Genomic DNA, 22,409 nt, shown 5'->3' with positions numbered 1-22,409 from the left:
CGGGCCGCTGACCTTGGTTCAGCGGCCCGGCGCGCTACCCTCACCCTCGTGGGTATTCCGGCGTGGGTCTGGTTCGTCATCGCCGCCGTCGCACTGGTGGCAGGGCTGCTGCTGCTCGCCGTGGACCGGACCAGGGAAGGCTCCCGCAACCGGGAGCGGATGCGCTGGTCCGACCTGCGCGGATGGCAGTTCGTGGAGGAGGACGAGCGGCTCGTCCGGCAGTGGTCCGGCGGCGCGCTCGGGTACTTCCGCGCGGAGACGGCGGTCAACGTCGTCGTCGGCTCGACCTTCACCGCCGACGGCCGCCGCCCGGTGTTCGTGTTCGACATCGAGGCCGACGGCCAGATCCCGGCGGTCGTGGTCGCCGTCCGCTGCAACCGCGTGCACCCGGTGCTCGTCGAGCTGTGGCTGGCGAGCGTGCCGTTCCAGCGCGCGGACATGCCGGAGCTGCTCGGCCCGGTGGGCCAGCGCTACGCGTTCGCGGACGACCCCGAGGGCGCCCGCGCGGTCATCACCCAGGAACTCGTGGACGCCGCCGACGCGCTCGGCGGGGACGTCGGCGTGGCGTGGCTGGAGAACGAGTGGGTGCTCGCCAGCGTCGCGCCGCAGGCCGGGCCGTCCCGCCTGGAGCGCCTGCTGCGCGACCTCGGCGAGATCGCCGACATCGTGGACCCGTTCGACGAGGAGTACGACGCCGGCGCGACCCGGCACTGGCAGCCCGGCCAGTCCGAGCAGCCGGGCCTGAGCACGCCGCCACCGGCCGGGCCGAGGCAGTGAGCACCGCGCTCGTCACCGGCGCGACCGCCGGGATCGGCGCCGCGTTCGCGCGCCGGCTCGCCGAGGAGGGTCACGACCTGGTCCTCGTCGCCCGCAACGCGCAGCGGCTGGAAGCGCTTGCCGGTGAGCTGTCCCAGCGGCACCGGATCAAGGCCGAGGTGTTGCCTGCCGACCTCGCCTCGCCGGAGGGCCGGGCGGCAGTCGAGGCGCGGCTGGCCGCGGAGCCGGTCGACCTGCTGGTCAACAACGCCGGGGACGGCCTGGCCGGGGAGTTCTGGACCGCGCCGGTCGTCCAGCTGCAGGCACAGCTGGACGTGAACGTGACCGCCGTGCTGCGCCTGACGCGCGCGGCCCTGCCCGGGATGATCGAGCGGGGCCGCGGCGACATCATCAACGTCTCCAGCGTGGCCGGTTTCTTCTCCGGCCGCGGCTCGACGTACACGGCGAGCAAGAACTGGGTCACGTCGTTCACCGAGGGCATCGCCGCGGCGCTGCCGCCCGGCATCCGGATGACCGCGCTGTGCCCCGGCTTCACCGAGACGGAGTTCCACGAGCGCGCCGGGCTGGAGAAGCCGGGGCCGAAGGCGTTCTGGCTCTCCGCGGACCGGGTGGTCGCCGAGGGCCTGGCGGACCTGCGCCGCGGCAAGGTCATCTCCATCCCGTCCCCGCAGTACAAGGCGGTCGTGGCGATCGGCGGCCTGCTGCCCCGCGGCCTGCTGCGTCGGATCAGCAGCCTGGTCGCGGGGCGCGACCGCACCTGAGGAGTCACAGGCTGCGGGCGCTGATGTCGCCGTAGGCCGTGGTCGCGTGGATGGTGAGCCCGGCGTCGCCGGTGTTCCGCAGCGCGTTGTGGATGCGGCCGTAGTCGGTTCCCGCGTCCAGCGTGGCGGACACCCCGGCGGCGGCACCGATCGACAGGTCGCCGGCCTGGGCGCGGAGCACGATCTCGCCGCGCTCGGCCTCGGCGATGCGGATGTCGCCCTTGCCGGTGCTGATCCGCGCGGAACCGGTGAGGCGGCCGACCGTGACGTCGCCGGCCTGCGTGGTGACGCGGACGCTCGTGGCCTCGTCGAGTTCGACCTCGCCGTGCGCGCCCTCGACGGTGACCGCGCCCAGCTGCCCGACGCCGCGCACCTCCGCGCTGGCCGCCGTCGCCTCGACGGCGGACCCGGCCGGCAGCTGGACCGTCACCTCGACGAAGCCGGAGCTGCCGAGGACCTGGTTCCCGGCCGGGGCCTCGACCCGCAGCACGCCGTCGGCGTAGGCCACCGTGGTCTGCTCCGCGGCCTTCACGTCGCGCCGCTTCGAGGCGTCCGCCGGCCGGACCTCGACCGCGGTGTCGGCCCGGTCGGCGGCCACGAACCGGATGCTCCCGGCGGGGATGTCGACGACGGCGGAGATCGGGGCGGGGGTGTCGAAGTTCTGCATCGTGCTCTCCTGTGCTCGTTGTTCTCGCTGTTGAGGACAACTTTCGCCGGAGGCGCTGACACCGGCCCGCCACCGCGCTGACGCCGCCGCTGACACCCGTCAGCCCATGCTCTTCTGGCCGTCCAGGGACTCGCGGATGATGTCGGCGTGGCCGGCGTGCTGGGCGGTCTCGGCAATGATGTGCATCAGCACCCGGCGCGCGGACCACGCCTCGTCGGTGAACCACGGGGCCTTCGGCAGCTCCTGCACCGCGTCCAGGTCCACGGTCGCGACCAGCTCGTCCGTGCGGCGCGCGACCGCTTCGTACTCGGCGATCACGCCGGCCAGCGTCTCGTCCGGCAGCAGCTTGAACTCGTTCTCCCGCTGCGCGAAGTCCGCCTCGGTCATCTCCTCGAAGTTCGGCATCGCGGAGGCGCCCTCGACGATGAAGGTCGCCCAGTTCCGCTCGACCGAGGTCACGTGCTTGATCAGCCCGCCAAGGCACAGCTCGCTCTTCGTGGTCCGCTGCCGGGCCTGGTCGTCGGTGAGGCCACGGGTGGTGAAGGTCAGGAAGAAGCGGTGCTTGGCCAGCATCGCCAGCAGGTCCGCGCGCTCGCCGGTGACGGTCTCGGTGGAGGTCATTTCGAAGTCCCTTCGTCGTCGTTGAGACCAAGGTAAAAGGCAAAGCGGCCACTTCCTGGCCGCAATTGCGGGAGAATCGGGAACATGGCGAACACGAGCTCGCGGACGCTGCGGTTGCTGTCCCTGCTGCAGACCCACCGGTACTGGCCGGGCGGTGAACTGGCCGACCGGCTGGGCGTCTCGCCGCGGACGCTGCGGCGGGACATCGACCGCCTGCGCGAGCTGGGCTATCCGGTGGAGGCCCAGCGCGGCGTCGACGGCGGGTACCAGCTCGCCGCGGGCGCGTCGCTGCCGCCGCTCGTAGTCGACGACGAAGAGGCGGTCGCGCTGACCGTCGGGCTGCAGACGGCCGCGCAGAGTTCGGTCGAGGGCATCGCGGAGTCGTCGGTGCGGGTGCTGGCGAAGGTGGTGCAGGTGATGCCGGCGCGGCTGCGCCGCCGGGTCGACGCGTTGCGGGCGATGACCGTGCCCGCCGTGTGGTCCGGCGCGGCGGCGCCCCGGATCGACCCGGTCCTGCTCACCACGATCGCCCTGGCCTGCCGGGACAACGAACGGATCCGCTTCGCCTACACGGACGCCGCGGGCCGCGAGTCGGCGCGGGAGGTCGAGCCGCTGCGGCTGGTCCCGCTGGGGCGCCAGTGGTACCTGGTCGCCTACGACCTGACCCGGCACGCGTGGCGCAACTTCCGCATCGACCGGCTCAGCGAGCCGACGGGCACCGGCGCCCGGTTCCGGCCGCGCGAGCTGCCCGCCGCCGACGCCGCCGAGTTCGTCCGCAGCTCACTCGGCGCGCTGCCGCAGCCGTACGAGGTGGAGGTGCTCGTCGACGTTCCGGCGGCCGTGGCGCGGGAGCGGATCGGCCGGTGGGCGACGGTCGAGGAGGTCGACGCCGGCCGGTGCCGGGTGCGGATGACGACGGCGTCCCTGGACTGGCCGGCGCTGGCACTGGGCTCACTGGGCGCCGACTTCCGGGTCGTCGAACCGGCCGAACTGCGTGACCAGCTGCGGGAGTGGGCCGGGCGGTTCAGCCGGGCCTGATTGCCGCGCGTGCCCGAACACCGCCAGCGTGGCGGCCAGGAACACGACCTGCATCACTGCTCCCGCATGCCGACGCGTGACGACGGCCAGGATGACGAGGGGCTCCTACCACCACGGCGACCTCCGGCGCGCGATCCTGGACACGGCGGCCGAAACGATCGGCGAGCCCGGCGCGGCGGCGCTGAGCCTGCGCAACGTGGCACGCCGGCCGGGGCGTCGCACGCGGCGCCGGCCCACCACTTCCGCGACAAGGCGGGCATGGTGACCGCGCTGGCGACGGAGCACGGTTTCGCGACGCTCTGGCTCAGCGGCGCGATGCCGCAAGAGGTGACCGGAGACCTTGACGCGTCCGCCCGAACGGGGGCGCAGATGCTCGCGCCGGGCAGGCCGGTAGGTGGTGCTGCGCGGACGGCATTACCGGGCGAGCGCGACACGCGGGCCGGCGGAACTACCCTCGCCGCACGGCCCCACGGCGAATCCGCGAGCACCCGCGCCCGAGGCGACCGGCGCCGCAGCCCGGCAACCGGGCGCCGCTGCGCGGACTTCCGCGCAGGCTGCACCGGCACAGCAGGGGGCCGGGCCGAGTCGCCCCTGGCGCATCGCCTCGCGCCCACGCGCCCCGCCGCCGCAGCCCGGCAACCGGGGCGCCGCTGCGTGAGGGTGGGCAGCGGTCACGCCCCGGGCGACTCAGTCCGGTAGCCGCGCGCCCTGCCGCTGCAGCTCCTCGCGTACCGCGGGAGCGCTTACCTCGCCGCGAGCGCTGAGCGCCGCCGCGACGCCCGCCGCGTGGCCGGTTGCGAAGGCGGTCCCCATGGCGCGCAGCGACGCGCCCGCGCCGCGGTCGCCGTCCACCGTGCGGCCGGCGCAGAACAGGTTCGGCGTGTTCCGGCTCCACAGGACGCCGAGCGGGATGCCGTAGTAGCCGGGCTCGCCGATGAACCGCCACTCCGACGGCACTCCCACGCCCGGGTGGTACTCGATCGGCCAGGCGCCGACCGCCACCGCGTCGTCCACCGGGCCCGGCGAGAGCACGTCCTTCTCGGTCAGCTGGGTCCGGCCGACCAGGTGCCGCGACTCGCGCGTGCCCAGTTCCGGGCCGGTGCTGACGATGTAGGCGTCCGCGCAGCCGGGCAGCGTCCGGATCACCCGCAGGTACGCGGCGGCCTGCCGGCGGGCGCTGCGTTCGGCCCGGCTCGTGTCGGCGGCGTCGCGGGCGTCGTAGCCCTCGTCGGCGAGGTAGGTGATCACGTCGCCGGACACCGGCATCCGCGCGATCAACCCGCCTTCCGCGGTCAGGCCGGGCACACCCCGCGCCTTCGCCGCCCGGACCGCCTCGCGCACGGCCTCGCGGGTGACCTGCGCCTCCGCCGGGATGCCGCCGAACCGCACGCCCAGCGTGCCGTTCTGCACCCAGCCGTCGTTGCCGTACCGCACCTCCGCACCGGCGTGCTGCGCCAGGTCGGCCTCCCCGGTGGCGTCCACGAACACCGAAGCCGTGTACTCGTGCACGCCGGAGTGGTCGGCCACCCGCACCGCGTGCACCCGATCGTCCACTCTGGACGCGCCGAGCAGGTGCGAGTGCAGCAGCACGTCCACCCCGGCGGCGTCGCACAGGTCGTCGGCGACCCGTTTCACCGCCTCGGGATCGAACACCACGGCCACCGCGGTGAACCGCGTCGGCTCGCTCACCGCCCCCAGCTCGCGCAGCCCGTCGAGCACCTCCCCGGCGACACCGAACACCACCTGTTCGCGGTCTTCGCGGGTGAACAAACCGCAGTAGGTCACCACGTTCCGCAGCGTCGCCGCCCCGCCGAGACAGGGGCCGCGCTCGATCAGCAGCGTCCGGGCCCCGGCCCGCCGGGCGCCGACCGCCGCGGCGATCCCGGCCGACCCGCCCCCGGCGACGATCACGTCGTACTTCACACGGTCTCCTTCTCGCGATCAGGCGCCGTCCGCTGTTCCCGGACGCCGAGCATCAGCAGCGCTCCCACGAGCGGGCCGGCCGCCAGCGTGGCGAACGCCGCGAAGAACGAATGGGTCGCCTGGAACACCGCGCCCAGCACCACCGGCACCACCGTGCTGCCCAGCTGCCAGAACGCGTTGGTCGCGCCCGCCGCCGAACCGGCCAGGCCCACCCCGGCGATGCGCGGGATCATCGCGACCATCAGCGGGCTGTAGACGTAGGCCGCGACGCCCAGGAACGGCGCCACCCACAGGAACCCGGACAGGCTGTCGCGGGTGCCGAACACCAGCAGCGCCACCACGAACGCGCCCAGCACGACCACGGTGAGCGCCTTCCGCCTGCCACCGAGCAGGTCGGAGACGAACCCGATGCACGGTTTCGCGGCGATCGCGGTGATCCCGAAGATCGCGACCACCCCGCCCGCCTGCACCCCGCTCAGGCCGATGCCCTTGACCATCAGGGCGTTGGACCAGGTGATGAACCCGTAGGTGCCCCACAGCCCGCCGAACCCGGCCACCCCGAGCAGCCACAGGTCGCGCGAGCGGGCCAGCGGGCGCAGGTCCGGCACCGCGCGCTCGGTGGTGTCTTCCTTCCGCGTGCGCACCAGCAGCAGGCACAGCACCGCGATCACCATCGACGCGCCGCCGAAGACGTGGTAGGAGGTCTGCCACCCGGCGGATACGAGCAGGCGCGGCACGACCGCGTTGGCGATCACGGTGCCCAGCGAGGTCGCCGTCATGAACACGCCCATCGCGAACCCGCGGTCCTTCGGCGTGAACCACTGCGCGATCAGCTTCACACCGGCGGAGTAGTCGCAGCCGGCGAAGATCCCGACCGCGGCCTGGAAGGCGATGCCGACCGGGACCGAGTCGGTCTCGCCGAAGGCGATCATGAACCCGCCGGCGAGGAACAGCGACGCGCCCATCACGACGCGCGCGCCCAGCCAGTCGGTGAGCACGCCGCCTGCCGCGTTCGAGATGACGTAACCGACGTAGTAACCGGTGGCGAAGACGCCCAGCCCGGCGAGCGAGACCCCCAGGTGCTCGCCCACCGCCACCGACGCCGGTCCCCACGTCGACCGGTCCACCGACGTCATGGTGAACGCGGCCCAGGACAGCACCAGCACCACCCAGCGGTACGGGTCCCGGCCGGGAGTTCGACTCATCGTTGAGCGTCCCTTCTCCTTCGATGTCCTGCCTGAGAGGCAGGGAGTAGTACACGTGCCTTGACACGTGCCTGTCCAATGCCGGTTAATCAGGCCGGTCATGCCTATCAGGCAGGGGGGGGGACGCGTGGAGCTGCGGCACCTGCGGTACTTCGTCGCCGTCGCGGCGGAGGGCTCGCTCACCCGGGCGGCGGAACGGCTGCACCTCACCCAGCCGTCGCTGAGCCGTCAGATCCGGCAGCTCGAACGGGACATCGGGGCGCCGCTGCTGGAGCGCGGCGCGACCGGCACGACGCTCACCCCGGCCGGTGTCGCGCTGCACTCGCACGCGGTGCTCCTGCTGCGCCTGGCCGACGCCACCCGGGAAACCACGCACGCGGCCGCGCGCCGGACGCGGGAGGTCGTGGAGATCGGGATCCCGCCCGGGCTGTCCGCGGACTGGCTGCTGGCGACGCTGGCCGCGCTCGATTCGGCGGTGCCGCACGCCGCGGTCACGCTCACCGAGGCGAGCAGCACCGACCAGCTCCGAATGGTCCGCGAGGGCCGGCTCGACCTGGGGCTGGTGCACGAGCAGCCGGTCGGCAGCCTGCGCGGCGCGCGGTTGTTCGACCAGCCGTTCGGGGTCGCCGTCCGGCCCGGCCACCCGCTCGCCGACGGTGCCGCGTGCCGCCTGCGCGACCTGGACGGGATGCGGATCCTCGCCCACGGCAGGCAGCAGGTGCCGGTCGCGCACGACCGCCTGGTGGTCGCGGCCCACGACGCGGGGGTGGTGCCGCTGTGGCAGTTCGCGCAGTTCTCCGAGCACGCGCGGGCCTGCGCCGAGGCGACGAAGTCCGACGCCGTCCTGCTGACCGAGCACTCCGCGACGCGCCTGCTGCCCGGCTGGCCGTGGCGGCCGGTGGTGGAACCGGCGCTGGAGCTGGTGACGTGGCTGGTGTGGCAGCCGTCGACGCGCACGGTGGTGGACGAGGTGGCGCGGACGATCAGCTCCCGCTGAGGGCGAGCACGCCCTGCCCGCTGACACGCGTGACCGCCCCGATGCGGTTCGGGTGGACGGCCATGCGCTCCGCGATCCGGCCCGCGTCGCAGGTGGGCGGGATCTTCAGGCGGCAGTGAGCCCGCTGCCGGAACCGGCGTTGCCACTCCAGACGTGCACCGCGCCGAACCGGCGGATCAAGGCCGCGCACCGCGCCTTGCGGGCCTCCCGCGTCCAGCGCTGGGCTGACGTAGATGCGCCTGGCCACCGGACGGCTGGTCGTGCTACCAGGCGGACGTGCCCGTGCGCATCGTGACCGGGATCGCGTCCGTGAGGGCGGACTCCGCCAGAACCGCGCCCGTGTCGCCGGTCAGCAGCGCGTACCAGGACTCGCGCGTGGGCATCGGGTGCGGCGGCTCGTTGCGGCTGCATCGGCGCATCGGGCCGAGGCCCGCGTCCGCGAACTCCAGGGGTCGTCGTGGGTGACCAGGTCCTCCGGCGCCGCCCGGCCGTGCCCGGTCACGCGGCCTCCCGCGGGGCGTCGCGTGATGCGGCACCGGGCGTCGGCGGCCCGCCACCAGGTCGCGCAGCTCGTTGATCTCCGCGGCCGCGCGTTGACCGTCGAGGGCGCGGGGGTGTCGTGGTCGTGTGTAAGACTTCCCGTCGTGGCGAACCCCGGGTTGGATCAGGCAGCGAAGTTCGAACTGGCACGTCTCATCACCGAGCTGTCGGTGGTGCACGGCAAGGTGACGCTGGCCTCCGGCAAGGAGGCCGACTACTACATCGACCTGCGGCGGGCCACGCTGCACCACGCGGCGGCCCCGCTCATCGGCCGGCTCATGCGGCAGCTCACCGCGGACTGGGACTACGTGGCCGTGGGCGGGCTCACGCTCGGCGCGGACCCGGTCGCGACCGCGATGCTGCACTCGGCGTCGGCGGTCGGGAAGGTGCTCGACGCGTTCGTGGTGCGCAAGGCCACCAAGTCGCACGGCATGCAGCGCCGCATCGAGGGCATCGAGGTCGCCGGTCAGCCGGTGCTCGCGGTGGAGGACACCTCGACCACCGGCGGCAGCGTGCTGACCGCCGTCGAGGCGCTCAACGAAGCCGGTGCGACCGTGGTCGGCGTGGCGACGGTCGTCGACCGCGGCACCGGTGCGCGCGAGGCGATCGAGAAGGAAGGCCTCGCCTACCGGTATCTGCTCGACCTCGACGACCTCGGCCTGTAGCCGATTCACGCCGCCCCCTAGGGGTAATCCCCGAAGTGATCTCCGGAATTCGAGTCGACATTCCTGGCGTGATCAGGAGTAATCTCGATACCAGGGGGATCGCGGGAAGGGGGCGGCGTGACGATCGCGGGAGTTCTGGCCGACATAACGGTCGGAGTGCACATTTTGGCCCTGCTTTACATCGGCCTCGGCGGGTTTCTCGCGTGGCGTTGGCCACGCAGTGTTTTCGTGCACGTGTTCTTCGCGATCTGGGGCGTGCTGGTCAACGTCTTCCCGATCCCGTGCCCGCTGACCGCGCTGGAGGACTACTTCCGCGGCCTGCAGGGGCTGGGCCCGCTCCCCGGCGGGTTCAACGCCTACTACCTCTACGACACGGTGTTCCCGCGCTCGATGCTGCCGGCGGTCGCCGTGGTCGCGCTGGCGCTGGTGGCCTTCTCCTACGCGGGCGCCTACCTGCGCTGGAAGCACCGTGAGCACCCGGCCACGCACGCCATGCCGCAGGCCTAGGACACAATCACCGGTGTGGTCATCGTCCTGATCCTGCTCGGCATCGTGCTCTGCGGCCTGGTCGCCGGGCTGGTCGTGCGCCCGCGGGTGCGTGCCGCGCAGGACGCGTTCGCCGAGGGGGTGCAAGCACTTGCCGCGCGCACCGGCTGGCGGCCCGACGACTCACCGGTGCCGCCGCTGCAGGCGACGTTCGTCACCCTCAACGACGTGCTCGGGTCCGGCAACCACCACGGCATCGCGGTGAACCTGCAGCTCGCGGGGAACTGGCGGGGCGTGCCGGTGCGCGTCCTGCAGTTGCGCTACCGCACCGAATACGTCTCGGCCACGCGCGCCGCCACCATGGTCCTGGTGCCACGGCCGGTGCCCGGACCGTCGCTCACCGTACGAGCCCAGGACGCTCCCACCCACCTCCCGCCGGCGGTGGCACAGCGGCTCACCACGCAGACCCTGTTCCTCACCGCCGAGCACCTCGCGGCGGTGTTCCCCGGCGAGATGACCCAGCAGGACCTCACGATCGCGACCGCGGACCTGCTCGCCGACCTCAGCGAGCACGTCCGATGAGCGACGAGACCGGCCCGACCGAGTGGACCGCCCGGGAACCGGTGGGCGTCGGCCCGTGGGAGGGCGAGTGGCCCGCCGACGAGCGCTACGACCCGGACCTGCTGGCCGAGGGCGACCGCCGCAACGTCGTGGACGCCTACCGGTACTGGCGGCGCGAGGCGATCGTCGCCGACATCGACCGGCGGCGGCACCCGTTCCACGTCGCGATCGAGAACTTCCAGCACGACCACAACATCGGCACCGTGGTGCGCACCGCGAACGCCTTCGCCGCGGCGGCCGTGCACATCGTCGGGCGGCGGCGCTGGAACCGGCGCGGCGCGATGGTCACCGACCGGTACCAGCACCTCGAGCACCACCCGGACGTGCCGTCACTGGTCGCCTACGCGGCCGAGCGCGGCCTGGCGATCGTCGCCGTGGACAACACGCCCGGCTCGCAGCGCGTGGAAACCGCCGAGCTGCCGCGGGACTGCGTGCTGCTGTTCGGACAGGAGGGCCCCGGCCTGTCCGCGGAGGCGCACGACGCGGCGGCGATGGTCGTGTCGATCGCGCAGTTCGGGTCCACCCGCTCGATCAACGCCGGGGTCGCCGCCGGCATCGTGATGCACGCCTGGATCAGACAGCACGCGGACCTGTCGGCGGCCTGGTAGGCGTCACCTCGACCGGGATCCCGTTCAGCACGGCGGTTCCGGACAGCGCGTCCAGCAGCGTCTCGTCGGCCACCAGGTTGCTGTTGACGCCCGCGTGCGCCGCGGCGACCGCGGTCTGCGTGCCCGGCCCGCCGTGCCCCCAGCCGTGCGGGATGCTGACCACGCCCGGCCGGATCTCCTCGGTGACCTCCACCGGCACCTCGATCTCGCCGGCCGTCGAACTGACCAGCGCCGGTTCGCCGTCGGCCAGCCCGAGCCGAGCCGCGTCCGCCGGGTGGACCTGCACCGTGCACCGGTTCTTCCCGCGCACCAACGGTTCCAGGTTGTGCATCCACGAGTTGTTCGACGACAGCTGCCGCCGTCCGATGAGCACCAGCTCGCCGTCCGGCACGTGCGCGAGTTCCGCGGCCAGGCGCGGCACGTCGGCGGTGATGGCCTCCGGCGCCAGCTCGATCTTCCCGCTCGCGGTGGACAGGACCTCCGGCACCCGCGGCCGCAGCGGCCCGAGGTCGACGCCGTGCGGGGCGGCTTCCAGGTCGGCCAGGGTCAGGTCGTACGGCCCGGCGCGCAGCATCAGGTCGATCAGGCGCTCCGGGCCGCGGCGGCCGGCGGCCGGTTCGAGACCGGACCGCTGGGCCAGTTGTGCCGCCACGAACGCGTCCAGCGCTTCGATGTCCGGGTTCGGGCCCTGCCCGGTGACGATGGACGTGAGCCGCAGCATGGTCACCCACTCCGGCGGCAGGTCGCCGGGCATCGCGGGCGGCGTCCAGTTCGCCACGTTGCGCACGGCCAGCTGGTACAGCGCGACGTCGTAGTGCGGGCGCTCCAGCGGGGTGGGCCCGGGCAGGATGACGTCGGCGTGCCGGGTCGTCTCGTTGCGGTAGATGTCCAGCGACACCATGAAGTCCAGCCGCGCCAGCGATTCCGCGAGCCGCCCGGCGTTCGGGGTGCTCAGGCACGGGTTGCCGCTGACCGTGATCAGGGCGCGGACCTGACCGTCGCCCGGGGTGAGGATCTCGTCGGCCAGGGTCGCGACCGGGACCTCGCCGAGCACCTCGGGCAGCCCGCGCACCCGGGTGCGCCAGCGGCCGTGCCGGAACGGGCGGCGCTTGCCCGGCGCGCTGTTCGCCTGTCCGGCGGCGGCGAGCGGGAACATCACGCCGCCGGGGCGGTCGAGGTTGCCGGTGAGGACGTTGAGCACGTCGACGAGCCAGCTGGTGAGGGTGCCGAACGCCTGCGTGGTGGTTCCGATACGACCGTAAACCGCCGCGGACTCGGCGGCGGCCAGTTCGCGGGCCATCCGGCGGATGTCGCCGGCGGGGATGCCGGTGACCGGGGCGACCGCCTCGGGCGGGAAGTCGCGGGCCAGCTCGGCGACGTCCGCGACGCCGGTGACGTGCTCGGCGAGGTGGCCAAGGCTCACGCGGTCCTCCGCGAACAGCACGTTGACCAGCGCGAACAGCAGGAGCGCATCGGTGCCGGGGCGGATCGCGTGGTGCTCGTCGGCGACCTGGGCGGTGCGGGTCCGGCGCGGGTCGACCACGACCACCTTGCCACCGCGCTCCCGGATCGCCTTGAGCCGCCCGCGCATGTCGGGCGCGGTCATCAGGCTGCCGTTGGAAACCAGCGGGTTCGCGCCGAGCATCAGCAGGTGCTGGGTGCGGTCGACGTCCGGCACCGGGATCGTCATGCCGTCGCCGAACAGGTAGCCGCTGGAGTAGTGCTTGGGCAGCTGGTCGACGCTGCCCGCGGTGTAGAAGTTCCTGGTGCCCAGCGCCTTGAAGAAGACGCGGCCGTAGAGCGCGGTGGACAGGTTGTGCACGCTCGGGTTGCCCGCGTAGACGGCGACGGCGTCGCGGCCGTGCGCCTCGATGATCGGCAGCAGGCGGGTGTCGATCTCGGCGAACGCCTCATCCCAGGAGACCGGGACGTGCTTGCCGTCGCGTTTGACGAGCGGGGTGCGCAGGCGGTCCGGGTCGTGGTGCAGCGCGCCCAGCGACGCGCCCTTGGGGCAGATGAAGCCGTGGGAGAAGACGTCCTCGGCGTCCCCGCGCACCTCGGTGACCTGGCCGCCGTCGAACGTGACGGTCAGACCGCAGGTGGCTTCGCACAGCGGACACGTGACATGCGCCGTCGTCATCCTCTGATCGTCGACGGAACCCTGCGATGTGTCGAGGGCCAATCCATGATGGGTTCATGCACAGCGACTGGGCCGCCGCCGCGGAACGGGCGATCGTCACCCGGCACCTGCGCCGGGTCTGGGGCCTGCCGGGCACGTTGCTCGCCCGGAGCGGCTGGCCGGCGACCCTCGACCAGCGGCTGCACCGGCACTGGAACTACTGGTGGCAGGCGCACTTCCTGGACTGCCTGACCGACGCGCAGCTGCGTGACCCGACGCCGGCGCGCGAGGCGGCGATCGACCGGTTCGTGTCGTCGATGCGGTTGCGGAACCGGGGCAGCTGGCGCAACGACTACTACGACGACCTGGCGTGGCTGGGGCTCGCGTTGCAGCGCACCGGCCGGGACGTGGGTTTCTTCCTCGGCGAGCTGCGGTCCGGGTGGACGACGGAGGGCGGCGGCGGCATCTGGTGGCGGCGCGGCGACCGGTTCAAGAACGCGCCGTCGAACGGCCCGGCGGCGATCCTGTTCGCCAGGGCCGGTGACGTGGCACGGGCCCGCGAACTGCTGGACTGGATGGAGAAGACGCTCGTCGACCCCGATTCCGGCCTGGTGTGGGACGGGTTGCGGGTGGACAGTGCCGACCTGGTCCAGGAGATCTACACGTACTGCCAGGGGGTTTTCCTCGGCGCCTGCCTGGAGATGTCCGAAGTGGACCGTGCGGCGCGGACGATCCGGGCGGTGGCCGCGAACTGCGCGCCGGGCGGGGTGCTGCGCGGCCAGGGCGGCGGCGACGGCGGCCTCTTCGCGGGAATCCTGGCGCGGTACCTGGCACTCGCCGTGCACCGGATGCCGCCGGGCCCGGAGACGGATGCCGCGCGCGACCTGGTGCTGGCCTCCGCGGAAGCCGCGTGGACCGGAGCCGCCGACGCCTACGGCGGCCCGCTGTTCAGTCCGGAGTGGAGCGAGCCGGCCCCGACCCCGCCGCTGCCGCAACGCCATCCGTCACGCGACCTCTCGGTGCAGCTGGGCGCGTGGATGCTCCTGGAGGCCGCAGCCACGCTCTAGCAACGGCACCGAACGCAGAACTCGCGCGACCGAACGTGGGACTCGCAGGCAGGAACGTGGGACTCGCAGGCAGGAACGTGGGACTCGCGCCCCCGAACGCAGAACTCGCCAACCGCGCGAGTCCCACGCTCCGGCGCGCGAGTCCCACGCTCCGGTGCGCGAGTTCTGCGTTCCGGTGCGTGAGTTCTGCGTTCCCGTGTGTGAGGTCGGCGCCGCGCTACGGGGCGCAGCCGCAGGAGGCGCGGTGCATCAGGCGCGGCGGTAGCCGGATCGTCTCGTGTGGGCGGTCCGGGTCCTTGATCCGCGCCAGCAGCAACCGCACCGCGCGGCGGCCGATCTCCTCGATCGGCTGGGCCATCGTGGTCAGCGGTGGCTCCACCAGGTCCGACCACTCGACGTCGTCGAAGCCGGCCAGCGCCAGGTCCGCCCCGACCCGCAACCCGCGGCGGCGGACCTCGTGCAGCACGCCGACCATCATCGAGTCGTTCGCCACCACCAGCGCCGTCGGCCGGTCCGGCAGGGACAGCAGCTTCGCCGTCGCCGCCGCGCCGCCCTCGCGCGAGGAGTGCCCGGACACCACCAGCTCCGGGTTCCACGACAACCCGCCGCGCCCGAGCCCGAGCCGGTACCCCAGCGTCCGCTCCTCCGACGTGGCCAGCCCGGGCATCCCGCCGACGAACCCGATCCGCCGGTGCCCGAGCGAGGCCAGGTGCTCGGTCAGCGCCGAGGTCGACTGGATGTTCTCCGAGCCCACCTGGTCGACGTCGGTCCGCATGGTCAGCCGGTCGATCAGCACGGTCGGCAGCCCGAGCGACACCAGCTCGCTGATCACGCGGCCGTCCCCGGCGGCCGGGGTCAGCAGCATGCCCTCGACCCGCCGGGACCGCAGCGTCCGGACCGTCTCCTGCTCGGTCTTCACGGTGTCGTGGGTGTCGGCGAGCAGCACCGTGTACCCGGCCGCGGCGGCCTCCCGCTCGATGGCCTGCATCAGCGCCGCGAAGTACGGGTTGGCCAGCAGCGAGATCGCGACCCCGATCTGCCGGGTGCCGCCGGTGACCAGCGAGCGGGCGATCGCGTCGCCGGTGTAGCCGGTCTCCTCGATGGCGCGCAGCACCGCGGCCTTGGTCTCCGGGGCCACCGCACGCGTCCCGTTCACCACGTGTGAGACGGTGGTGATCGAGACGCCGGCCAGGTCGGCGACGTCCTTCTGGGTGGGCCTGGACGGCATCAGAGTTCTCCAACGAGCACGGGCGATCCGCAAGCGTTTGCGCAAACGCTTGCCGGAGTAGTGTATGCCCTCCTACCGTCCCCGTCGGCAAACGATCAGCCTCGATGGGGAGGGCAGCGTGAGACACCGGAGTCTCCTGTGCCTCGTCACGGCCGGCTTGCTGGCCGTCAGCGGGTGCACCGTCGAACGCCACTGGGGTGGCAGTTCCGCCCCGGCTGGCAGCGGGCAGGCCAAGGTCGGCCTGGTGACGAAGACCGAAACGAACCCGTACTTCGTGGAGCTGCGCAACGCCGCGAGCGCCGCCGCGCGGGCCCAAGGCGCCGAGTTCATGGCGCTGGCCGGCCAGTTCGACGGCGACAACGACGGCCAGGTCCGGGCCATCGAGAACATGGTCCAGCAGGGCGTCACCACCATCCTGATCACCCCGAACTCCTCGACCGGCGTGCTCGCCGCGATCGAGCGGGCGCGTCAGGCCGGCGTCATGGTGGTCGCGCTGGACACCGCGACCGAGCCGGCCAGCGCGGTCGACGCCACCTACGCGACGGACAACGTCGCGGCCGGCCGCCAGCAGGGCGCCTACGTCAAGGCCGCGCTCGGCCCCGCCGCGCCGAAGGTGATCATGATCGACGGCACCGCGGGCAGCACCGTGGACACCTACCGGCACAACGGGTTCCTCGAGGGCATCGGTCTCAAGGACGGTGATCCGGCGATCGTGGGACGGGACAACGCCAACGGCGACCAGTCCATCGCCCAGCAGAAGATGGAGAACCTGCTCCAGCGCACCACGGACATCAACGCCGTCTACACGATGAACGAGCCGACCGCGCGCGGTGCGTACGCCGCGCTGCAGGCCCGCGGCCTGCGGATCCTGATGGGGTCGATCGACGGCGGCTGCCAGGGCGTGCAGAACGTGCGCGACGGCCTGTACGCGGCGACGGTCATGCAGTTCCCGCGCAAGATGGCCGAGGAGGGCGTCACCGCCGCCGTGCGGTACGCGCGGACCGGGCAGAAGCCGAGCGGGTTCATCGACACCGGCTCGGTCGTGATCACCGACCGCCCGATGCCCGGTGTGCCCAGTCAGGACACCACGTGGGGCCTGCAGAACTGCTGGGGGACGAAATGACGGCATCCACTGTGGACAGGCGCGAATCGCTCGGTGAGTTCTTCCTGCGCGCCCCGGCGATCGGACCCGCGCTCGCGCTGGTCGTCGCGGTCGTGGTGTTCTCGGTGTCCACCAGCACGTTCCTGGAACTGGACAACCTGTCGCTGGTGGTCGAGCAGTCGCTCGTGGTCGGCACGCTCGCGCTCGGCCAGACGCTGATCATCCTCACCGCCGGCATCGACCTGTCGAACGCGGCGGCGATGGTCCTGGCGACCCTGCTGATGGCGAAACTACTGGTCGGCGGGGTGCCCGGGATCTTCGCGCTCATCCTCGGCGTGCTGGTCGCCACGGTGCTCGGACTGGTCACCGGCTCGCTGGTGACGCGGGTCAAGCTGCCGCCGTTCATCGTCACCTTGGGCCTGTTCACCATGCTCACCGCGGCGGCCAAGCTGGTCGCCGACGGCCAGGCGGTGCCGATCGCGCCGGACTCGCTGCTCGCGTGGCTGGGCACCCGGCGCTACCTGTTCGGTGGCATCCCGGTCACCTACGGCATGACGCTCGCGCTGGTGATGTACCTCGTGCTCTGGTACGCGCTGACCAGGACCGCGTGGGGCAAGCACGTCTACGCGGTCGGCAACGCGCCGGAAGCCGCGCGGCTGAGCGGCATCAAGGTCAACCGGACGATCGTGTCGGTGTACCTGGTCGCCGGGCTGATCTTCGGCATCGCCGCGTGGCAGGCGCTGGGCCGGGTGCCCAACGCCGACCCGAACGCCTACCAGCTCGGCAACCTCGACTCGATCACCGCGGTCGTGCTCGGCGGCACCAGCCTGTTCGGCGGTCGCGGATCGGTGTTCGGGACGATGATGGGTGCGTTGATCGTGACGGTGCTGCGCTCCGGGCTGACCCAGCTCGGCGTCGACTCGCTCTACCAGGACGTCGCCACCGGTGCGCTGGTGATCGCCGCGGTGGCCGTGGACCGGCTGGCCAGGAGGCAGAAATGACCCCGACCCTGTCAGCGCGTGGCCTGGTCAAGCGGTACGGCCGCGTGACCGCCATCGACGGCGCGGACTTCGACCTCGAACCGGGCGAGGTGCTCGCCGTGGTCGGCGACAACGGCGCCGGCAAGTCGAGCCTGATCAAGGCGTTGTCCGGGGCGCTGGTGCCGGACGCGGGCGAGATCTTCGTCGACGGTGAGCCGGTGCACTTCCGCACGCCGCTGGACGCCCGCCGCTGCGGCATCGAGACCGTCTACCAGGACCTCGCGCTCGCGCCGGCGCAGGACATCGCGACCAACATGTTCCTGGGCCGGGAGATCCGCCGCGGCGGCGTGCTCGGGCTGGTCCGCAAGCTGGACACGGCGAAGATGCGCGCCGAGGCCCAGCGGGTGCTCGACGAGCTGGACATCAAGATCAAGTCGATCACGCAGCCGGTCGAGACGCTCTCCGGTGGTCAGCGGCAGGGCGTGGCGGTGGCGCGGGCGGCGGCGTTCGGCACCAAGGCCGTGATCATGGACGAGCCGACGGCCGCGCTCGGCGTGGCCGAGTCGTCGAAGGTGCTCCAGCTGATCGACCGGATCCGGCAGCGCGGCCTGCCGGTCGTGCTGATCAGCCACAACATGCCGCACGTGTTCGAGATCGCGGACCGCATCCACGTGCACCGGCTGGGCAAGCGGGTCGGGGTGGTGTCGCCGAAGACGACCAGCATGAACCAGGTGGTCGGCCTGATCACGGGCGCGCTGCGGGTCGGGGCGGACGGCCGGGTGGAGGAAGTCGAGTCGGCGGTCCGGACGGGGTTGTCGGCGTGACCGTCCTGCTCGCGGGGCTGTGCACGGTCGATCTCGTGCAGCGGGTGGCGGAGCTGCCGTCGCCCGGCGAGAAGGTGCAGTCGTCGAGCGTCGCGGTGGCCGCGGGCGGACCGGCGACGAACGCCGCCGTGACGGTCGCGGCCCTCGGCGCGGAGGCCGTCCTGGTGACGGCACTGGGCAGGCACCCGCTGGCCGGACTGGCCCGCGCCGACCTGGCCGCGCACGGCGTGCGGGTCGTCGACACCGCCCCCGAGCAGGACGAACCACCCGCGGTGAGCGCCGTCGCGGTCCGCGACCGGGACGGCGAACGGACCGTCGTCTCCCGCAACGCCGGGACGGACCTCGGCACCATGCCGTCCGAAATACCGGACGGCGTCCGAGCGGTGCTGGTCGACGGGCACCTGCCGCGGCTGGCGGTGGGCGTCGCGCGCTGGGCCCGGTCGCGCGGCATCCCGGTCGTGCTGGACGCGGGCAGCTGGAAACCGGTCATGGACGAGCTGCTGCCGCTGGTCGACATCGCGGCCTGCTCGGCGCACTTCCGCGCGCCCGGGGCGGACCTGCGGGAACGCGGGGTGCCGACGGTGATCGTGACGAACGGACCCCGGCCGGTGCGCTGGGAATCGGGCGGCGAAGTTGGTGAGATCGAGGTGCCCGCGGTGCGCGCGGTGGACACACTGGGCGCGGGGGACGTCTGGCACGGTGCGCTGGTGTACGGGGCGCTGGTGTACGGCGTCGGGAGGTTGCGGCTGCCGGAGCTGATCCGGTTCGCCAACGAGGTGGCCGCGGCGAAGGTGCGGCACGCGGGGCCCCGGGCGTGGGTTTCGGAGGTAGCGAAGTTGGGAGTGCGATGACGGCGACGAGTCCGACGTTCGACGAGCTGCTGACCAGGGCGGAGGGCCTGGTGGCGCGGGGGCGGCGGTCCATCCTGGGGATCGTGGGCGCGCCCGCGGCGGGCAAGACCACCCTGGCCCGCGGGCTGGCCGACGCGCTCGGCAACCGCGCGGTCGTGGTCGGGATGGACGGGTTCCACCTGGCGCAGGTCGAGCTGCAGCGGCTGGGCCGCACCGAGCGCAAGGGCGCGCCGGACACGTTCGACGCCTTCGGGTACGTGAGCCTGCTGCGCCGCATCAAGGAGACCAAGGAGACGGTGTACGCGCCGCTGTTCCGGCGCGAGATCGAGGAGCCGATCGCCGGTGCGGTGTGCGTGCCGCCGGACGTGCCGCTGGTCATCACCGAGGGCAACTACCTGCTGGTCGACGACGCGCCGTGGAGCGACGTGCGCGGCCTGGCCGACGAGGTGTGGTACCTGCGGCCCGACGAGAAGGAGCGGATCGAGCGGCTGGTCACCCGGCACCGGCGGTACGGCCGCACGCTGGTGGAGGCGCGGAGCCGGGCGCTGGGCAGCGACCAGCGCAACGCGGATCTGATCGAGACCACGGCGAGCCGGGCCGACCTGTTGCTGGAGAACCTGCCGCTGCAGAACTTCGTGATATGAGCGGCGTCCTCGTCGTCACCGGGGGCAGCCGGGGCATCGGCGCGGCGGTCGCTGAACTGGGCGCCGCGCGCGGGTACGACGTGGTGGTCAACTACGCCAGCGACTCGGCGGCCGCCGAGGAGGTCGTGTCGCGCGTGCGCGAGTCGGGCCGGAAGGCGCTGGCCGTGCGGGGCGACGTGGCTGCCGAGGACGACGTGATCGCGTTGTTCGACGCGGCGGCCGGGCTGGGGCCGGTCACCGCGGTGGTCAACAACGCGGCGATCACCGGCAACACGCCCGGGCGGCTCGACGAGCAGGACGTGGCGACCGTGCGCCGGGTGCTGGACGTGAACGTGACCGGGGTGTTCCTGTGCTGCCGGGAGGCGGTGCGGCGGATGTCCACCCGCTACGGCGGTTCCGGTGGTGCGGTGGTGAACATTTCGTCCACGGCCGCGCGCACCGGCTCGCCCGGCGAGTGGACGCACTACGCGGCGACGAAGGCGGCGGTCGAGACCCTGACCTGGGGACTGGCGCAGGAGGTCGCCGGCGAGGGGGTGCGGGTGAACGCGGTGGCACCCGGCCTGGTGGACACCGGCCTGCACGCGGCGGCCGGGTTGCCGGATCGGGTGAACCGGATCGCGCCGACGATCCCGCTCGCGCGCCCCGGTCAGCCGGCGGAGATCGCCGAGGCGGTCCTGTGGATGCTTTCGCCCGCCGCGTCCTACGCGGTGGGTGCGGTCCTGCCGGTCGGCGGCGGTCGCTGACTTGCCCACAGCCTGTGGATGAATCTTCGAGTTATCCACAGGTACACCCGTGGAAACCGGGAACCCGAACGGGACGTTGTCATTCCTGAGGGGGCACGATCGGGTGAGAAAGGACTGCATGTCGAAGCTGACCGGAGTGCACCACTTGGCCCTCACGGTGACCGACGTCGACCGGAGTGTGCCCTGGTACGAGCGGGTGCTCGACCTGCGGGAGACCGGACGGCGCGAGGATCCGGAGACCGGCCTGCGGAAGGTCCTGCTCCAAGCCCCGGGCGACGCGTTCTCGGTGGTGCTGCTGCAGCACCCGGACACCGAGCGCGGCCCGTTCGACGAGCGGCGCACCGGGCTGGACCACGTCGCGTTCACCGTGCCCACGTTCGGTGAGCTGAAGCAGTGGGAGCAGCGGCTGGCGGACTACGGGGTGGAGTACAGCCCCGCCAAGCGGTCGCGCACACTCCCCGGCTCGGCGGTGATCGTGTTCCGCGACCCGGACGGCATCCAGCTGGAGGTCTGGGCCGACATCGAGTCCTAGGCCGCCAGCAGCGCGCCGCGCACCGCGGACAGCGGGCCCGCCAGTTCCGCCTGGGCGAACCTGGACACGACGCGGAAGGCGACCAGCAGGTCCCGCCCGGACCGGCCGCCGCGGGCGAGCGCCCGCAGCAGCGCTACGGCCGGCGCGAGCGTGGGCAGGCCGACGCCGCGCCGCGTGAGCACCAGCGGGATGGCGTTCGGGCAGGCGCACACCGGCCGCCAGAGCCCCTCCGCGATCGCCGCCACCTCATCGGCCCAGTCCGCGCCGTCCCCGGCCGGTCACGACACCCCGGCCATCACGGCCTCGCACGACGATCTCCTTCGGCACCGGGTAGCCGGCGATCTTGCCGGCGCAGGTCCGCGGGGGTGACGCCTGCCCCGGACCGATTTCGCCCGCGCGGCGACTTGCCGCTCACTCCGGCGGGCAGGATCCAGCACGCGACTACCCGTAGCGAGCGGCCAGCTCTGCGCCGATCCGGGCCAGTTCCGCGCGGACCGGCTCGGGCTCCAGCGCCTCGATCAGCGCGCCCCAGCCCGCCAGGTGACGGGCCACGTCGAGCGGGGTCGGCGCGGCCAGGCGGACCCGGCTCCGGCCCGCCTCCTCGGCGACCACCTCGCAGTGCCGCCCGAACTGGTCCCGCAACACCGGCACGAACCGCGATTCCACGAGCACCGTCGCCCAGGTGCGCGATCGCCGCCGCTCCACCTCGCCGACCACCTCCTCCCACGCGGCGGCCAGCGTGAAGTCGTCCGGGCGCGCGGCCGGCTCGTCCGTCGGCTCGGCGCGCACGATCCGGTCGACCCGGAACGTCCGCCTGCCCCGCTCGGTGCCGGCCACCAGGTACCAGACCTCGTCCTTGTCGACCAGGCCCCACGGGTCGACCAGCCGCTCCGACCGCTCCCGCTTCGCGTTCGAGTACGTCAGCCGCACCTTCCGCCGCGCGATCACGGCGGCCTGCAGGCGGTCCACCAGTTCCGGCCGGACCTTGTCGCGCTCGCCCCAGCGCGACGGGTCGATCATCGTCGCGCCGGCAGCGGCTTCCGCCTCGGCCCGGAACGGTCCCGGGAGGGCGCGCACCAGCTTGCGCAGCGCCGCCTTCGCCGCCTCCGACTCCGCGACCGGCCCCGCGAGCAGGAACAACGCGCGCGCCTCGGCCGCCGACAGCCCGCTCAGGTCCGTCCGCGCTCCCCCGACAAGCGACCATCCACCGCCGCGGCCGGGTTGTGGATAAACCGGGATCCCGGCTGTGGACAACGCCTCCAGATCCCGCCGCGCCGTCGCGACCGACACCTCCAGCTCGGCCGCCAGCTCCGCGGCCGTCACCCGGCCACGGGACTGCATCAGCAGCACGGCGGAGATCAACCGGTCGGCTCGCACGAATCCTCCCCGGAAAGTGCTCAGTTGGTGAGC

25 protein-coding genes and 1 pseudogene are annotated in these 22,409 nt (G+C 72.9%); 17 read left to right on the top strand and 9 right to left on the bottom strand.

Translation table 11 applies throughout. The features are described from left to right. Window positions 1–48 precede the first annotated feature (48 nt). Together D0D15_RS15705 and D0D15_RS15700 are read left to right on the top strand one after the other, a co-directional pair. Entirely contained in the window at window positions 49–777 is a 729-nt protein-coding gene (locus tag D0D15_RS15705) for a type III secretion system chaperone family protein (RefSeq protein WP_115944527.1), read from the top strand. Further along, window positions 774–1,538 carry an SDR family NAD(P)-dependent oxidoreductase gene (locus D0D15_RS15700; RefSeq protein ID WP_115944526.1) on the top strand — a complete coding sequence of 255 codons (765 nt, stop codon included), beginning with the start codon at window positions 774–776 and terminating at the stop codon, window positions 1,536–1,538. Before D0D15_RS15705 ends, D0D15_RS15700 begins: the two co-directional genes overlap by 4 nt. Window positions 1,539–1,542: 4 nt before the next feature. On the opposite strand, the gene D0D15_RS15695 is transcribed toward D0D15_RS15700, so the two are convergent. Together D0D15_RS15695 and D0D15_RS15690 are read right to left on the bottom strand one after the other, a co-directional pair. Beyond that, window positions 1,543–2,205: a DUF4097 family beta strand repeat-containing protein gene (locus tag D0D15_RS15695; RefSeq protein WP_094006481.1), complete on the bottom strand. Its 663-nt coding sequence runs from the start codon at window positions 2,203–2,205 to the stop codon at window positions 1,543–1,545. 99 nt (window positions 2,206–2,304) lie between these two features. Beyond that, the gene (locus tag D0D15_RS15690; protein WP_094006482.1) at window positions 2,305–2,826 is read right to left on the bottom strand and encodes a DinB family protein; all 522 of its coding nucleotides are present in this window, start codon (window positions 2,824–2,826) and stop codon (window positions 2,305–2,307) included. Window positions 2,827–2,910: 84 nt separating this feature from the next. Between D0D15_RS15690 and D0D15_RS15685 the strand changes: the two genes are divergently transcribed. Both D0D15_RS15685 and D0D15_RS37010 read left to right on the top strand, forming a co-directional pair. Then, window positions 2,911–3,864, top strand: a complete 954-nt coding sequence (locus D0D15_RS15685; protein WP_094006483.1) for a helix-turn-helix transcriptional regulator — start codon at window positions 2,911–2,913, stop codon at window positions 3,862–3,864. A 91-nt stretch (window positions 3,865–3,955) separates the two neighbouring features. Then, a pseudogene (locus D0D15_RS37010) lies at window positions 3,956–4,164 on the top strand (TetR/AcrR family transcriptional regulator); the annotation flags it as partial. A gap of 387 nt (window positions 4,165–4,551) precedes the next feature. Here D0D15_RS37010 and D0D15_RS15675 read toward each other — a convergent pair. Both D0D15_RS15675 and D0D15_RS15670 read right to left on the bottom strand, forming a co-directional pair. Next, window positions 4,552–5,787 carry an FAD-dependent oxidoreductase gene (locus tag D0D15_RS15675; RefSeq protein ID WP_094006484.1) on the bottom strand — a complete coding sequence of 412 codons (1,236 nt, stop codon included), beginning with the start codon at window positions 5,785–5,787 and terminating at the stop codon, window positions 4,552–4,554. Continuing rightward, the gene (locus tag D0D15_RS15670; protein ID WP_233157346.1) at window positions 5,784–6,992 is read right to left on the bottom strand and encodes an MFS transporter; all 1,209 of its coding nucleotides are present in this window, start codon (window positions 6,990–6,992) and stop codon (window positions 5,784–5,786) included. Before D0D15_RS15670 ends, D0D15_RS15675 begins: the two co-directional genes overlap by 4 nt. 127 nt (window positions 6,993–7,119) lie before the next feature. Between D0D15_RS15670 and D0D15_RS15665 the strand changes: the two genes are divergently transcribed. Continuing rightward, window positions 7,120–7,989, top strand: coding sequence for a LysR family transcriptional regulator (locus D0D15_RS15665; RefSeq protein WP_094006486.1), 870 nt, complete (start codon window positions 7,120–7,122; stop codon window positions 7,987–7,989). Window positions 7,990–8,252: 263 nt separating this feature from the next. On the opposite strand, the gene D0D15_RS35955 is transcribed toward D0D15_RS15665, so the two are convergent. Next, window positions 8,253–8,408 carry a hypothetical protein gene (locus D0D15_RS35955; protein WP_162830583.1) on the bottom strand — a complete coding sequence of 52 codons (156 nt, stop codon included), beginning with the start codon at window positions 8,406–8,408 and terminating at the stop codon, window positions 8,253–8,255. Between the two features lie 225 nt (window positions 8,409–8,633). On the opposite strand from D0D15_RS35955, the gene pyrE reads away from it, so the two are divergent. From pyrE to D0D15_RS15640, 4 genes are all read left to right on the top strand, one after another. Next, window positions 8,634–9,194: an orotate phosphoribosyltransferase gene (pyrE, locus tag D0D15_RS15655; protein WP_115944525.1), complete on the top strand. Its 561-nt coding sequence runs from the start codon at window positions 8,634–8,636 to the stop codon at window positions 9,192–9,194. A 123-nt stretch (window positions 9,195–9,317) separates the two neighbouring features. Next, window positions 9,318–9,701 carry a DUF2784 domain-containing protein gene (locus D0D15_RS15650; RefSeq protein ID WP_094006527.1) on the top strand — a complete coding sequence of 128 codons (384 nt, stop codon included), beginning with the start codon at window positions 9,318–9,320 and terminating at the stop codon, window positions 9,699–9,701. A 15-nt stretch (window positions 9,702–9,716) separates the two neighbouring features. Beyond that, a complete protein-coding gene (locus tag D0D15_RS15645; RefSeq protein WP_094006489.1) occupies window positions 9,717–10,262 on the top strand; it encodes a hypothetical protein in 546 nt (181 codons plus the stop codon). Further along, window positions 10,259–10,909 (top strand): TrmH family RNA methyltransferase, encoded by a 651-nt coding sequence (locus D0D15_RS15640; RefSeq protein ID WP_094006490.1) that lies wholly within the window; start codon window positions 10,259–10,261, stop codon window positions 10,907–10,909. The genes D0D15_RS15645 and D0D15_RS15640 overlap by 4 nt, the downstream gene beginning before the upstream one ends. On the opposite strand, the gene D0D15_RS15635 is transcribed toward D0D15_RS15640, so the two are convergent. After that, on the bottom strand, window positions 10,875–13,049 hold the full coding sequence (locus D0D15_RS15635; protein ID WP_094006491.1) for a molybdopterin-dependent oxidoreductase: 2,175 nt from the start codon (window positions 13,047–13,049) through the stop codon (window positions 10,875–10,877). The two genes, D0D15_RS15640 and D0D15_RS15635, sit on opposite strands and share 35 nt — an antisense overlap. 56 nt (window positions 13,050–13,105) lie before the next feature. On the opposite strand from D0D15_RS15635, the gene D0D15_RS15630 reads away from it, so the two are divergent. Next, complete coding sequence (locus tag D0D15_RS15630; RefSeq protein ID WP_094006492.1) at window positions 13,106–14,095, top strand: glycoside hydrolase family 76 protein; 990 nt, start codon at window positions 13,106–13,108, stop codon at window positions 14,093–14,095. Window positions 14,096–14,312: 217 nt separating this feature from the next. Here D0D15_RS15630 and D0D15_RS15625 read toward each other — a convergent pair whose 3' ends face one another. After that, a complete protein-coding gene (locus D0D15_RS15625; RefSeq protein WP_094006493.1) occupies window positions 14,313–15,323 on the bottom strand; it encodes a LacI family DNA-binding transcriptional regulator in 1,011 nt (336 codons plus the stop codon). 118 nt (window positions 15,324–15,441) lie between these two features. Here D0D15_RS15625 and D0D15_RS15620 point away from each other — a divergent pair, with 118 nt between their 5' ends. The 7 genes from D0D15_RS15620 to D0D15_RS15590 all read left to right on the top strand — a co-directional run bounded on the left by D0D15_RS15620 (window position 15,442) and on the right by D0D15_RS15590 (window position 20,999). Next, the gene (locus D0D15_RS15620; RefSeq protein ID WP_162830582.1) at window positions 15,442–16,446 is read left to right on the top strand and encodes a substrate-binding domain-containing protein; all 1,005 of its coding nucleotides are present in this window, start codon (window positions 15,442–15,444) and stop codon (window positions 16,444–16,446) included. After that, the gene (locus D0D15_RS15615) at window positions 16,443–17,426 is read left to right on the top strand and encodes an ABC transporter permease (protein WP_094006495.1); all 984 of its coding nucleotides are present in this window, start codon (window positions 16,443–16,445) and stop codon (window positions 17,424–17,426) included. The genes D0D15_RS15620 and D0D15_RS15615 overlap by 4 nt, the downstream gene beginning before the upstream one ends. Continuing rightward, window positions 17,423–18,229 carry an ATP-binding cassette domain-containing protein gene (locus D0D15_RS15610; RefSeq protein WP_094006496.1) on the top strand — a complete coding sequence of 269 codons (807 nt, stop codon included), beginning with the start codon at window positions 17,423–17,425 and terminating at the stop codon, window positions 18,227–18,229. The genes D0D15_RS15615 and D0D15_RS15610 overlap by 4 nt, the downstream gene beginning before the upstream one ends. Next, window positions 18,226–19,080: a PfkB family carbohydrate kinase gene (locus D0D15_RS15605; protein ID WP_094006497.1), complete on the top strand. Its 855-nt coding sequence runs from the start codon at window positions 18,226–18,228 to the stop codon at window positions 19,078–19,080. The genes D0D15_RS15610 and D0D15_RS15605 overlap by 4 nt, the downstream gene beginning before the upstream one ends. After that, complete coding sequence (locus D0D15_RS15600) at window positions 19,077–19,724, top strand: nucleoside/nucleotide kinase family protein (RefSeq protein WP_094006498.1); 648 nt, start codon at window positions 19,077–19,079, stop codon at window positions 19,722–19,724. Before D0D15_RS15605 ends, D0D15_RS15600 begins: the two co-directional genes overlap by 4 nt. Beyond that, window positions 19,721–20,467, top strand: a complete 747-nt coding sequence (locus tag D0D15_RS15595) for an SDR family oxidoreductase (protein ID WP_094006499.1) — start codon at window positions 19,721–19,723, stop codon at window positions 20,465–20,467. The genes D0D15_RS15600 and D0D15_RS15595 overlap by 4 nt, the downstream gene beginning before the upstream one ends. A gap of 118 nt (window positions 20,468–20,585) precedes the next feature. Further along, entirely contained in the window at window positions 20,586–20,999 is a 414-nt protein-coding gene (locus tag D0D15_RS15590; protein ID WP_094006500.1) for a VOC family protein, read from the top strand. Here the strand turns inward: D0D15_RS15590 and D0D15_RS15585 are convergent. Together D0D15_RS15585 and D0D15_RS15580 are read right to left on the bottom strand one after the other, a co-directional pair. Beyond that, the gene (locus D0D15_RS15585) at window positions 20,996–21,244 is read right to left on the bottom strand and encodes a hypothetical protein (RefSeq protein ID WP_115944524.1); all 249 of its coding nucleotides are present in this window, start codon (window positions 21,242–21,244) and stop codon (window positions 20,996–20,998) included. The two genes, D0D15_RS15590 and D0D15_RS15585, sit on opposite strands and share 4 nt — an antisense overlap. A 196-nt stretch (window positions 21,245–21,440) precedes the next feature. Next, a complete protein-coding gene (locus D0D15_RS15580; RefSeq protein ID WP_094006502.1) occupies window positions 21,441–22,376 on the bottom strand; it encodes a helix-turn-helix transcriptional regulator in 936 nt (311 codons plus the stop codon). Window positions 22,377–22,409: the final 33 nt, after the last annotated feature.

The organism is Amycolatopsis thermalba, from assembly GCF_003385215.1.
GTDB lineage: Bacteria > Actinomycetota > Actinomycetes > Mycobacteriales > Pseudonocardiaceae > Amycolatopsis_E > Amycolatopsis_E thermalba.
The sequence above is the reverse complement of the archived record's forward strand: the minus strand, read 5'-3'. Positions and strand labels throughout refer to the sequence as shown.

Bases quoted from the DNA above. Each gene is read 5' to 3' on its own strand.
- D0D15_RS15640 (WP_094006490.1), top strand. From the start codon at position 10,259: ATGAGCGACGAGACCGGCCCGACCGAGTGGACCGCCCGGGAACCGGTG.
- D0D15_RS15600 (WP_094006498.1), top strand. From the start codon at position 19,077: ATGACGGCGACGAGTCCGACGTTCGACGAGCTGCTGACCAGGGCGGAG.
- D0D15_RS35955 (WP_162830583.1), bottom strand. From the start codon at position 8,408: ATGCGCCGATGCAGCCGCAACGAGCCGCCGCACCCGATGCCCACGCGC.
- D0D15_RS15610 (WP_094006496.1), top strand. From the start codon at position 17,423: ATGACCCCGACCCTGTCAGCGCGTGGCCTGGTCAAGCGGTACGGCCGC.
- D0D15_RS15595 (WP_094006499.1), top strand. From the start codon at position 19,721: ATGAGCGGCGTCCTCGTCGTCACCGGGGGCAGCCGGGGCATCGGCGCG.
- D0D15_RS15685 (WP_094006483.1), top strand. From the start codon at position 2,911: ATGGCGAACACGAGCTCGCGGACGCTGCGGTTGCTGTCCCTGCTGCAG.
- D0D15_RS15590 (WP_094006500.1), top strand. From the start codon at position 20,586: ATGTCGAAGCTGACCGGAGTGCACCACTTGGCCCTCACGGTGACCGAC.
- D0D15_RS15635 (WP_094006491.1), bottom strand. From the start codon at position 13,049: ATGACGACGGCGCATGTCACGTGTCCGCTGTGCGAAGCCACCTGCGGT.
- D0D15_RS15615 (WP_094006495.1), top strand. From the start codon at position 16,443: ATGACGGCATCCACTGTGGACAGGCGCGAATCGCTCGGTGAGTTCTTC.
- D0D15_RS15695 (WP_094006481.1), bottom strand. From the start codon at position 2,205: ATGCAGAACTTCGACACCCCCGCCCCGATCTCCGCCGTCGTCGACATC.
- D0D15_RS15690 (WP_094006482.1), bottom strand. From the start codon at position 2,826: ATGACCTCCACCGAGACCGTCACCGGCGAGCGCGCGGACCTGCTGGCG.
- D0D15_RS15630 (WP_094006492.1), top strand. From the start codon at position 13,106: ATGCACAGCGACTGGGCCGCCGCCGCGGAACGGGCGATCGTCACCCGG.
- D0D15_RS15625 (WP_094006493.1), bottom strand. From the start codon at position 15,323: ATGCCGTCCAGGCCCACCCAGAAGGACGTCGCCGACCTGGCCGGCGTC.
- D0D15_RS15670 (WP_233157346.1), bottom strand. From the start codon at position 6,992: ATGAGTCGAACTCCCGGCCGGGACCCGTACCGCTGGGTGGTGCTGGTG.